The sequence below is a fragment of the Micromonospora sp. NPDC047738 genome, from assembly GCF_040642675.1.
GTDB lineage: Bacteria > Actinomycetota > Actinomycetes > Mycobacteriales > Micromonosporaceae > Micromonospora.
Genome location: NZ_JBEYSO010000022.1, coordinates 118,336 through 129,067 on the forward strand (window position 1 = coordinate 118,336; position 10,732 = coordinate 129,067).

The following is a 10,732-nucleotide window of genomic DNA, read 5'->3' on the forward strand; positions in this document are numbered from 1 at the left end:
AGCCGGTTCACCGGCAGGTACGCGATCACCCGAGCGTCGGCGATCTTCATCGGGTCTCCTCTGTCGGGTCCTCGAACGCTGCCAGCAGCGACCGCAGCCGGTCCGCCGCGCCCGGGCGCAGCAGGTCGCTGCCGACGCCCACCGCACACGCGCCCGCCCGTAGCCACTCCGGCACCGCCCCGAGCGCGACCCCACCGGTCGGTACGAGGTCCGCGTCCGGAAGCAGTTGCCGCAGGCTGGCCAGGAAGACCGGGCCACCCACATGGGCCGGGAACACCTTCACCGGCCCCCGCGCGGCGGCGGCCGCCACCTCACCGGGAGTGAAGGCGCCCTCCAGGAACGGCAGCCCGGCGCTCGCCGCGACCGCCCGCACGTCGGGCGCCGGCCACGGGCTGACCAGGAACTGTGCGCCCGCCTCCACCGCCTGCGCCGCCAGCGCCCCACTGGTGACGGTGCCGAGGCCGACCAGCGTGCCGTCGGGCGCCCCGCGGCGCGCGTCGCGCACCGCGCTGGCCCAGTCCGGTGTCGTCGCGGTCAACTCGACCACGCGCAGGCCGTGACCGAACATGGCGGCGGTGGCGGCCGTGGCCTCGGCCGCCGTCGGCAGCCGCAGCACCGGCAGGACCCGCTGCCCGCGCAGCAGCGTGATCAGGTCGCTCACGAGTCCGGCTCCTCCTTGACCCGGGCGACCAGCTGCGTCGGGTTGACGTAGCGCAGGCTGACCACGAGCAGCACCAACATCATGGACGTGTAGATCACGGCCATGGCGTCCACCGACTGCTGCGCCCGGATACCCGCCGCGGACATGGAGTAGTACAGGGCGACCACCAGCGTCTGCGAGTCCGGGCCGGCGGTGAGGAACGTCAGCTCGAACATCCCGACGGTGCGCACCAGGACGAGGATGGCCGAGGCGAGCATCCCGGGCAGCAGCAGCGGCGACAGCACCCGGAGGAACACCGACCACAGCCCGGCGCCGCACATCCGGGCGGCACTTTCGATCCGCGGGTCGATCTGCTCGATGAACGGCGTCATTGTGAGGATCACGAACGGCACCGACGGCACGAGGTTCGCCAGCACGACGCCGGAGAGGTGACCGGCCAGGCCGAACTTGTAGAGCACCGTCGCCAGTGGAATGCCGTAGGTGATCGGCGGCATCAGGATCGGCAGCAGGAAGACCAGCAACGCCAGCCGTTTGCCGGGGAAGTTGCGCCGGGCCAGCACGTACGCTGCCGGCACCCCGACCACCAGCGACAGCGCCACGACCAGCAGGGAGACCTGCAGGGTGACCACGATGACGTCGAAGAGCGCGAACTCGTGCCACGCCTCCCCGTACCACTTGGCGGTGTAGCCGTCGGGGAGCCAGGTGTCGAACCAGCGCTGGCCGAAGGAGCTGACCAGGACCGATCCGACGACACCGAGCAGGTTGAGGAAGAAGAAAACCACCACGCCCCAGACCAGCCAGGCGGCGGGGCGCGCGACGATCCGCCGTCGCGGTCGAGGGTCGCCGGCGGCGATGGCGTCGCCGCGGCGGATGCCGGTGACGGTGCTCATCAGCCCTTTCCTCCCGTCGATCCGGTGTAGAGGCGGGTGCGGGCCAGCAGCACCACCGAGATGACGACCAGCTCGATCAGGCCCATGATCATGGCGATCGCGGACGCGTACGGGTAGTCGTACTGCTCGTAGGCCGCCTGGTACGCGGCGATGGAGATGACCCGGGTTTCGCCGGCCGGGTTGCCGACCAGCACGGCGGACGGGAACACGCTGAAGGCCAGCACGAACGTCAGACAGAACGTGGTGGCGAGCCCCGGCGCCAGCAGCGGCAGGGTGACCATGCGGAACCGCTGCCACCAACCCGCGCCGAGCGTGGCCGCCGCGCGTTCCAGCGTCGGGTCGATGCCGGTGAGGTAGGAGAGCACGAGCAGGAAGGCGAACGGGAACCCGGTGATGACCAGGGAGAAGAAGACGCCCCAGTAGTTGTGCACCAGCCGTACCGGCTCATCGGTGAGGTGCAGCGCGAGCAGCACGCGGTTGAACCAGCCGGTGGGACCGAGGAAGTTGAGCAGGCCCTGGGCGGTCAGCACGGTCCCGAGCGTGATGGGTACGACCAGCAGGATGGTGACCAACCGCTTGCCCCGGAACCGCCCCCGCATCCGGTAGGCGATGGGCACCGAGGCGAGCACGTTCAGCAGGGCCGCCGGCAGGGCGAGGCGCAGCGTGATCCACATGGTGTCCCGCTGGTAGGCGTCGCCGAAAAACCGCGCGTAGTCGCTGAACGGGCCACCCTCGGTGGGTTGGAAGGACAGGCCGAGCCCGTAGAAGAACGGGTACAGGAACAGCAGGACGACGAAGAGCACTGCCGGCGCGAGCAGCCACAACTGCGCATCGACGCCCCGTTCGGCCAGGCGGTGCCGCCAGTGTGCCCGAGGAGACTGGGGCGCACCGGCGGGCGGCGCGGGGCGGGTTGCCGTGGCACTCATCCGACGAGCCTCGATTCCTCGACCACCGCGTCCGCCGGATCGATGGGGGCGGATGGGGCCTGCTCGGATGAGTCGGTTGGGAAGACCAGCAGCCGGTGCGGTGTCACGCGCAACGAGACCGCGTCGCCGGGGGCGAGGCGCTGCTCGGTGCGGACGTGGACCTGCAGGCCGGAGGCGGTGCGGGCTTCGGCCGCGAGTTCCCGGCCCTGGTACTCGACCACCTCGATCTCGGCGGGCACGCCGTCCGGCGCGCCCGGCTCGGCGACCCGGACGTCCTCCGGGCGGACCCCAGCGATCACCGCGTCACCCGGCGAGATGTCACCGACCGGGGCGCCGACCAGCCGCAGGCCGTCGGCCTCCACCGTGACCAGGCCGTCCCGTACGGACTGGGCCCGCATCGGCCACAGGTTGCGGTAGCCCATGAAGTCCGCGACGTGCCAGTTGCCCGGTCGGGTGTGCAGCTGCTCGGGCGACCCGATCTGCTGCACCCGGCCGCCCCGGAGCACGACCAGGCGGTCGGCCAGTGACAGCGCCTCCTCCTGGTCGTGCGTCACGTAGACGGTGGTCAGTCCCAGCGACTGGTGCAGTCGGCGGATCTCGGTACGCATCTCCAGGCGCAGCTTCGCGTCCAGGTTGCTCAGCGGCTCGTCCATGAGCACCAGCGACGGTTCGAGCACGACGGCGCGGGCGATCGCCACCCGCTGCTGCTGTCCGCCGGACAGTTGCCCGGGCAGCTTGTCGGCGTGCTCCTCCAGACGGACGAGGCGGATCGCCTCCGCCGTACGTCGCCGGATTTCGTCCTTCGGCAGCCGCCGCATCCGCAGACCGAAGGCGATGTTGCCGCGGACGGACATGTGCGGGAACAGCGCGTAGCTCTGGAACACCATCCCGAACCCGCGGCGTTCCGGCGGCAGGGTGTCGACCCGGCGCTCGTCCTGCCAGATGCTGCCCGCGGTCAACGGCAGCAACCCGGCGAGACAGTTCAGCGCGGTGGACTTGCCGCAGCCGGAGGGGCCGAGCAGGGCGATGAACTCGCCCGCCCGGATGGTCAGGTCGAGGTCGCTGAGCGCGTCCTGGCTTCCGAAGTGGCGGGACACACCGTCCAGCCGCAGCTCGGAGAAGCCTGAGGTCGCGGTGCTCATCCCTGCTTCACCTTTCCGCTGCCGATCTCGCGGTCCCAGCGGTCGAACGCCGCGACGAGCGCCTTCGCGTCCAGCGGAACCTCGGTCGGGTTGTTGGCGATGAGCTGCTCGTACTCCGGGCGGCCGAACTCCTTGATGGCGTCCTGGCTCTTCTGCGGCGCCATCGACAGGTCGACGCCCTTCACGGCCGGCCCGGGGTAGAAGTAGCCCTGGTCGAACGCCTTGGCCTGCTGCTCGGGGGTGAGCATGAACTTCAGCAGGGCCAGCACGGCGGCCTGGGTGTCGGTGGAGACACCCTTGGGGACGACGGCGTAGTGGGCGTCGGTCACCCAGTGGAAGCCCTGCAGCGAGCTGACCTTCGCCTCCTTGGGCACCGTGCCGAGCACCCGCGGGTTGATGTCCCACCCGGTGGTCGAGGCGATCACCTCGACGGACCCGTTGGCGAGGTTCTTCATCGTCTCGGTCGTGCCGCTGGGGTAGTACTCGACGTACTGGTTGAGCTCCTTGAGGTAGGCCCAGGTCTTGTCCCACCCGTTCACCGGGTCCTTGGGGTCCTTGTCGCCGAGGATGTAGGGCAGTCCCATCAGGAAGGTCCGGGCCGGGCCGGAGTTGGCCGGGCGGGCGTACTGGACCTTGCCCGGGTGCGCCTTCGCGAACGCGAGAAGCTGCTCGGCGCTGGTCGGCGGGTTGGACACCTTCGCCGGCAGGTATTCCAGCAGGGGACCGGACGGGTAGTAGGTGACCGTCACGCCCGCGTTGCCGGCCAACTTCTGCATCGCGGCGGCCGGTTCCTGGTAGTCCTTCATCCCCGGCAGCCGGTCCGCGTAGGTGGGCAGCAGGTCCGTCCACAGATTCTGGTCGATGCCGGCGGCGAGGCCGTCGACGCCGGTCAGGACCAGGCCGATGTCGACGCGGTTGGCGTTCTGCTGCGCCTTGATCTTGCCGGCCAGCTCCGGGGCGGGCGACTTGGAGTAGGTGACCCGCGAGATGATGTCGGGGTTCTTCTGCACGAACTCGTCGATCATCCCCTGCGTCAGCTGCAGGTTGCCCGCCACGTCCAGGACGTTGAGCGTGACGGCCTTCTTCGGCTTGTCGGGCACGGGTCCGCTGCTGTCGCCGCTGTCCGAGCCGGGGCCGCTCGGCGCCCCGCAGCCGACGGCGAACGTGAGTACGGATGATGCGGTGGCAATCAAGGCACTGCGCCGGGTGATACCCATGGAACATCCCTTCCTCGGTCACCCCGAAGGTCGCGGCCGTGGGCCGGCGGTGGGGGAGGTGGTGGTCAGGTGGTTCGCGCAACTCCGGTGGAGCCGCGCACGAGAAGTTGAGCGGGCAGTTCCCGACGCGTGTTGCGCACGCTGTCGGGCTGCAACAGCAGGGCGAGCAACAGGTCGACTGCGGCTCGGCCCGCTTGTTCCTTGACGAGCGAGACGGTGGTGAGGGCCGGCGAGGACATCGCCGACATCTGGATGTTGTCGATGCCGATCACGCTGATGTCGTGCGGCACGTCGACGCCACGGTCCCGCAGCCGGCTGAGCAGACCGAGTGCCATGACGTCGTTGTAGGCGATGACCGACGTGACGCCGGAGGCGATGACGAGGTCGGCCGCCGCGACCCCGCCCTCGAAGTAGGGCGGGAAGTGACCGGCCACGTACAGTTCCATGCCGGCGGCTCCGGTCGCGGCGCGCATGGCGCGCATCCGGTCCCGGGTGGACCACGAGGTCCGCGGCCCGCCGACCCAGGCGACCCGCTGGTGACCGAGCGCCTGGAGATGGGCGATCGCCTGCCGCACGCCCTCCGCGTTGTCGAAGACGACGGACGGAAGGTTGCCGAAGCGGCGGTTGACCATGACGAGTGTCGTGTGCTCGGTCAGCTCGCGGATCTCCTCCTCCGGGGCCCGGGGGGAGCAGAGGATGAGGCCGTCCACCTGCTTGGCGAGGACCCGCACGAGTCCGATCTCGGCGGCCGGGTCCTCGTCGGTGTCGGCGAGGAAGACGGCGTAGTCCGCTTCCCGCGCCTTGGCCTGCACCCCCTTGACCACGCTGGGGAAGAAGGGGTTGGTCAGGTCCGGGACGATCAGTCCCAGGTTGCCGGTGCGGCCGGTGATCAGACCACGGGCAGCGCGGTTGGGCGCGTAGCCCAGTCGTTCGGCTGCTCGTAGGACCCGCTCCCGGGTGGCGTCGTTGACCATCTCGGGCGTCGACAACGCCCGCGACACCGTCGACGCCGAGACACCCGCCTCGCGGGCCACCTCGCGGATCGTCGCTCGCACGGCTCACCTCCCTGCTCCGTGGCGTGCCTCGCAGTCTGAAACCGATTGCAGTTCTGTGTCAATACTCGGTTACGTGAATGTTTCCGGGAGACGGACGCAGCTTCCCCTTGTAGGCGGGCGAGGTCGATGCAATCCTTTGCAGGAGTTGTTCAGCCCTAGCCGGCAAGGAGATTTGCGTGGCCCAGCTGCGTCTGCACCCCGACCGAGCCCTGCCAGCCGGAGACGACATCCGCACCGTCGCCCGCCGGATCTACCAGGCGACGCAGGCGCTGCCGCTGCTGTGCATGCACGGACACGTCGACGCCGCCGTCTTCGCCGACGACAACCGGTTCGCCGACCCGGCGCAGCTGCTGGTGGTGCCGGACCACTACGTGACCCGGATGCTCGTGTCCCAGGGCGTTCCGCTGGAGAGCCTCGGCGTCCCCAGGGCCGACGGGGGTGCGGTCGAGACCGACCCTCGACAGATCTGGCGGCGCTTCTGCGCCCACTGGCACCTCTTCCGCGGCACGCCCAGCCGCTACTGGCTCGAACACGAGATCGTCGAGATCCTCAAGATCGACGTAGCTCCCGGCCCGGACACCGCCGACCTGCTGTACGACCTGATCGAGGCCCGCCTGGCCGAACCCGGTTTCCGGCCGCAGGCGCTGCTCGACACCTTCAACATCGAGCTGATCTCCACTACCGATCCGGCCACCTCGACGCTCGAGGACCACGCCCGGCTCGCGGCGGCGGGCCTCGGCGCCCGGGTGATACCGACGTTCCGTCCGGACGCCCTGACCCACGTCGGCTCCACCGGCTGGGCCCGGCGGCTCCAGCAGCTGCAGGAGCTCTCCGGAGTGGACACCGGCGACTACGACGGCTTCCTCGCCGCACTGCGCAACCGCCGCGAAGCCTTCGCGCAGGCCGGAGCGCGGGCCACCGACCACGGTCACCTCACCGCCGCCGCCGAGCCCCTGCCGCAGGCGGAGGCGAGGCGGATCTACGCCGAGGCGCGCGACGGCGGCGTGCGCGACGACGACGCGGCCGCCTTCGCCGGTCACATGCTGTTCGAGATGGCGCGAATGTCGTGCGACGACGGCCTGGTCATGCAGATTCACCCCGGGGTGCTTCGCGACCACGACACCGCCATCCACACCGCCTTCGGCGCAGACAAGGGATTCGACATCCCGGTCAGCGCCGAGTTCACCCGCGCGCTGCGGCCGGTACTCAACGCGTTCGGGCGCGACCCGAACTTCCGGCTCATCCTGTTCACCGTCGACGAAACCGTCTACTCCCGCGAACTCGCCCCGATCGCCGGCGTCTACCCCTGCGTGCGGCTCGGGGCGCCATGGTGGTTCCTGGACAGCCCCGACGGGATGCGCCGCTTCCGTGAGCTGGTGACCGAGACCGCGGGCTTCTACAACACCTCCGGCTTCGTCGACGACACCCGCGCGTTCCTCTCGATCCCCGCCCGCCACGACCTCGCCCGCCGCATCGACGCCGGCTACCTGGCCCGGCTCGTGCTGGAGCACCGGCTGTCGGAGGACGAGGCCGTGGAGACCGCGATCGACCTGGCATACCGGCTGCCGCAGCAGGCGTACGCCCCCGCCGCCGGCTGAGCCCCGGGGAATAGCCACCCGCGCCCTGACAGCCACTCAACGACGCGCGGCCCGGCTCATGCGAATCCCGTGAGCCGGGCGGTGCGCGGCACCGCGAGCGAAGGGGCGGCGGCAGACTGGGCGTCCTACCCGCCCGTGACCCGATGCAGACCCTGTACGCCAACCTGATGGGATCGGTCGTGGTCGTCTGGGCCCTCCTGCGCATCGTCCAGGCGCAGCCCGTACACGGACTGCTCGACGGCGTCGCGCGCACCCTGTTCGCGACGTGGCAGACGTACGCGCTGGCTCACGGTGCCACCCGGCTGCTGTGGCTGTTCCTCGTCGTCGAGGTGGCATTCGGCCCCGTTCAACTCCTGCCCTGGTGGCGGAATGGACGCACCAACCGCCGGAACGAGGTCACGACCAGCCGCTGGCCGCTGATGACGTGACTGGGCGGCCACCGCCTCCCGGATGCGTGGCGGGCAGGGTCGGACTGGAGATGCGCAGCGCCGCCGACGGCGGGCCACCTACGCCAGGTAGGCCGACGCCGGCGCCCCGCAGTCCCAGACATCAAATAGAGTGTGGCTAATGGAACAAACCGTCGCAGGTGCGGCCAGGCGTGCGCCAGAACGCGGCCGCCACCGGGCTCACAGTTCAGCCCCGTCCGGCCGGCACCGCAGGCGTTTGCCCACCTACTTTTGGCTGGTGTTGATCGGCGTCCTCGGCGGCGGCCTGCTCTTCACCTTCCTGCCCGGCTCGTCCGGCACCGACCCGAGCCAGCAGGCCATCGCCCCGGGCCCGGCGATCGGCCTGCCGCAGGAGACCTTCCCGATCGAACTGACCGAACAGCGACCGACTCCGACGGCAGCGCCTCCAACGGACGAACCCGAGGCGTCGGCATCACCGTCTCCGACGCCCACACCGACCCTCTCCCCGACACCTACCCCCACTCCCACCGCATCGTCGCCGCCCAGCCGGTCGCCGACCCCTGGAGCCACCGCCCGGCCGGAGCTGCTCGGCCCTGCCAACGACGGCGAACTGGCGAACATGGTGCAACGCTATTGCGACCGGCACGTCTCCGGGTCCGGCTCAGCCAGCGCACGGTCGGACGGCCGGTGGGAATGCCGCCGGTTTCTGGCGTCACCGCGGATCGTCAACATGGACACCGCCTGCCGCGACCGGTACGGAGCCGACGCGTACGCGCAGAACTCGACCAGCGACGCGTATGGCTGGCGCTGCTACCGCATCCAGTCCGGGTGACCCCAGCACTGCCCAGGTTCGATGGTCACTCGATGAAGGCGACCTTGGCCAGTTGGACCTGCCGGTGCGCCGCCAACCGGTCGGCCTGCTCTGCTATCGCCGCCCGGGTGCGGGCCGGCACGCTCGACCATAGTTGCACCTGCACGGTCAGCTTCTTTCCGGACTGGCGGGGGCGCCAGGTGCCGGCGATCTCGCCGTTCGCAACCACCGCACCAGGCCGGCCGAGCACCGGCCAGAGGGCCTTGGCCTGGGCCGGGGCTTCGACCAGCAGCGGACGGTCCTTTGCCTGCAGGAACAGGTCGAACGGCCCGAGCAGCCGGACGAGCCGTGGTCGCGGCGCATCGAACCGGTCGGCGTCGCTGGAGAGCACCCACCGGGTCTCGCCGGCGACGGACACCTCGACGCTGTCGGACGGCCAGTGGGCCTTGACGTCCTTGACCGGTGCGTCAAGGTAGTCGGCGACGTGCTTCGGGGTGGCCGGGCCGAGCAGCCGCAGGTAGGCGCGGATCAGGTCAAACCTCGGTGGAACGTCATGCGCCGGCCGGTGGCCGGGGATGGGTTGCAGCACCGGCGGAGAGGTGCCGGCCCGCAGTTCCAGACCGGCGCGCAACGCCGCGAGCCGGAACGGCATCTCGTAGAGGTGCGTGGCGTTGCACGGCCGGCAGAACCGCAGGTAGGGGGAATCCATCTGACCGGCCACCACGGCGGAAACCTCGCCCTTGACCAGCGGCGTGGTCACCACTGACCGCATGACGGCCGCGATGGCGTCCAACGCGGCGAGGTTGCCGATGCCAGCCGCCTTCAACGGCTTGGCCGCGTCATAGATGCGCTTGCCGGCGTCCGCATCGGAGAACGGTTCGACGGCGGCGGCGACCTGCGGCACGTCCTCGCGACGGTACAGGTGTGGGGCGCCGCGCACAGTCCAGAGCGTGGCCAGGTCGCGCTCGCGGAGCGCCGAGCCGTCAAGGCCGCGGTTGCGCAGGGCCCACAATCCGCCATCTGGCCCGGTGTCCTGCACACCGATGTCGAGCACGGCGGTGTCGGCCAACGCGCCGGCTGGGCGGTCCAACTGCTGGGCACACACCCGAAACCCAAGCACTTGGAGGCGATCGATCGAAGCCACCACGGGCGCCAGCCTACGACCCGCCACCGACATGGTGGGCGGAATGACGGGCGGCGCGAGACAGGCGGGATCAGGGACGGTGGTGACCGCCCAACGGCCTGCGCTCAGAGGGCGAATCCTTGGACGGGGTGTCGGGAGCCGTCGGGGAGGAGGATGTGTGCGGAGTTGGCGGCCCAGCCGATGGCGGCCGTCCACGCCCGTCGTGCCGGTCCGTGACCGCGGAGGTTGACCTGGGAGCCGGTGCCGAACACGACCGATCTCTGGAATGGGCGGTGGTCTACTTGCTCTCGCTGTCGTACTTCGACCTGCCAGCCGGTGCAGTCGGCGTCGCTGTCATCGATGATCAGGTGACGCACGCCGTCGGCGTCGCTGGCGAAGTGGTATGTCGGCAGTGGGCGTGCGGGCCAGTCCACCCGGCGAGTCTGGCGCACCTGCTGTGGTGGGGCAGCTGCGGGGTCCGTTGTCGCATGCGACCACTGCCGCGCGATGTGCCGGCCGCTGGCCGGTGTGATCCGCCGACACGAATGATGTGAATGCCGGTGCCCCAGGTCGCCGTCACACCCGGAGCACCGGCACTGATCGCAGGCGGAGGGTCACCCTGCCTGGCGTACGCGGTAGGCGAGGTGGGTGACGCCGTTGCCCTCGACGACACTCGTCGGCCCGCCCAGCTGGACCGGAGTGATCTTCAGACCGGCGAAGAAGGGGATGCCGTCGCCGAGCAGGACCGGTACGAGGTCGACATGGACCTCGTCGAGTAGGCCGGCCTCGAGGACCTGCGCCGCGATCGTGCCGCCGTTGACGCCGACCTGCTTGTCGCCGGCGATGGCCTTGGCGGTGTCGATCGCGTGCTCGATGCCGTCGGTGACGAACACGAACGAGTC

General features: G+C 70.3%; 12 protein-coding genes. 3 read left to right on the forward strand and 9 right to left on the reverse strand.

Annotated features, from left to right (window positions below):
• Window positions 1-46: 46 nt before the first annotated feature.
• The 6 genes from ABZ783_RS27585 to ABZ783_RS27610 all read right to left on the reverse strand — a co-directional run bounded on the left by ABZ783_RS27585 (window position 47) and on the right by ABZ783_RS27610 (window position 5,891).
• Window positions 47-661 carry an aldolase gene (locus ABZ783_RS27585; RefSeq protein WP_357443012.1) on the reverse strand — a complete coding sequence of 205 codons (615 nt, stop codon included), beginning with the start codon at window positions 659-661 and terminating at the stop codon, window positions 47-49.
• Window positions 658-1,551: an ABC transporter permease subunit gene (locus tag ABZ783_RS27590; protein WP_357443014.1), complete on the reverse strand. Its 894-nt coding sequence runs from the start codon at window positions 1,549-1,551 to the stop codon at window positions 658-660. Before ABZ783_RS27590 ends, ABZ783_RS27585 begins: the two co-directional genes overlap by 4 nt.
• Window positions 1,551-2,477 (reverse strand): sugar ABC transporter permease, encoded by a 927-nt coding sequence (locus ABZ783_RS27595; protein WP_357443016.1) that lies wholly within the window; start codon window positions 2,475-2,477, stop codon window positions 1,551-1,553. Before ABZ783_RS27595 ends, ABZ783_RS27590 begins: the two co-directional genes overlap by 1 nt.
• Window positions 2,474-3,619: an ABC transporter ATP-binding protein gene (locus tag ABZ783_RS27600; RefSeq protein ID WP_357443019.1), complete on the reverse strand. Its 1,146-nt coding sequence runs from the start codon at window positions 3,617-3,619 to the stop codon at window positions 2,474-2,476. The genes ABZ783_RS27595 and ABZ783_RS27600 overlap by 4 nt, the downstream gene beginning before the upstream one ends.
• Entirely contained in the window at window positions 3,616-4,836 is a 1,221-nt protein-coding gene (locus ABZ783_RS27605) for an extracellular solute-binding protein (RefSeq protein ID WP_357443021.1), read from the reverse strand. The genes ABZ783_RS27600 and ABZ783_RS27605 overlap by 4 nt, the downstream gene beginning before the upstream one ends.
• A gap of 65 nt (window positions 4,837-4,901) precedes the next feature.
• Window positions 4,902-5,891, reverse strand: coding sequence for a LacI family DNA-binding transcriptional regulator (locus ABZ783_RS27610; RefSeq protein ID WP_357443024.1), 990 nt, complete (start codon window positions 5,889-5,891; stop codon window positions 4,902-4,904).
• A 176-nt stretch (window positions 5,892-6,067) separates the two neighbouring features.
• Between ABZ783_RS27610 and uxaC the strand changes: the two genes are divergently transcribed.
• From uxaC to ABZ783_RS27625, 3 genes are all read left to right on the forward strand, one after another.
• Window positions 6,068-7,489 carry a glucuronate isomerase gene (gene uxaC, locus ABZ783_RS27615; protein ID WP_357443027.1) on the forward strand — a complete coding sequence of 474 codons (1,422 nt, stop codon included), beginning with the start codon at window positions 6,068-6,070 and terminating at the stop codon, window positions 7,487-7,489.
• Window positions 7,490-7,632: 143 nt separating this feature from the next.
• Window positions 7,633-7,917, forward strand: a complete 285-nt coding sequence (locus tag ABZ783_RS27620; RefSeq protein WP_357443030.1) for a hypothetical protein — start codon at window positions 7,633-7,635, stop codon at window positions 7,915-7,917.
• Between the two features lie 256 nt (window positions 7,918-8,173).
• Window positions 8,174-8,728, forward strand: coding sequence for a hypothetical protein (locus ABZ783_RS27625; protein WP_357443033.1), 555 nt, complete (start codon window positions 8,174-8,176; stop codon window positions 8,726-8,728).
• 25 nt (window positions 8,729-8,753) lie between these two features.
• On the opposite strand, the gene ABZ783_RS27630 is transcribed toward ABZ783_RS27625, so the two are convergent.
• From ABZ783_RS27630 to ABZ783_RS27640, 3 genes are all read right to left on the reverse strand, one after another.
• Window positions 8,754-9,854, reverse strand: a complete 1,101-nt coding sequence (locus tag ABZ783_RS27630; RefSeq protein WP_357443036.1) for a winged helix DNA-binding domain-containing protein — start codon at window positions 9,852-9,854, stop codon at window positions 8,754-8,756.
• Window positions 9,855-9,955: 101 nt separating this feature from the next.
• Window positions 9,956-10,264: a hypothetical protein gene (locus tag ABZ783_RS27635; RefSeq protein WP_357443038.1), complete on the reverse strand. Its 309-nt coding sequence runs from the start codon at window positions 10,262-10,264 to the stop codon at window positions 9,956-9,958.
• Window positions 10,265-10,444: 180 nt separating this feature from the next.
• Window positions 10,445-10,732, reverse strand: a 288-nt coding sequence (locus ABZ783_RS27640; RefSeq protein WP_357443040.1) for a dihydrofolate reductase family protein, incomplete at its 5' end; no start/stop codon positions are given.

What these genes read in the sequence shown, in the direction of transcription:
- ABZ783_RS27590 (WP_357443014.1), bottom strand. Translation starts at nt 1,551, where the DNA reads ATGAGCACCGTCACCGGCATCCGCCGCGGCGACGCCATCGCCGCCGGC.
- ABZ783_RS27595 (WP_357443016.1), bottom strand. Translation starts at nt 2,477, where the DNA reads ATGAGTGCCACGGCAACCCGCCCCGCGCCGCCCGCCGGTGCGCCCCAG.
- ABZ783_RS27600 (WP_357443019.1), bottom strand. Translation starts at nt 3,619, where the DNA reads ATGAGCACCGCGACCTCAGGCTTCTCCGAGCTGCGGCTGGACGGTGTG.
- ABZ783_RS27605 (WP_357443021.1), bottom strand. Translation starts at nt 4,836, where the DNA reads ATGGGTATCACCCGGCGCAGTGCCTTGATTGCCACCGCATCATCCGTA.
- ABZ783_RS27620 (WP_357443030.1), top strand. Translation starts at nt 7,633, where the DNA reads ATGCAGACCCTGTACGCCAACCTGATGGGATCGGTCGTGGTCGTCTGG.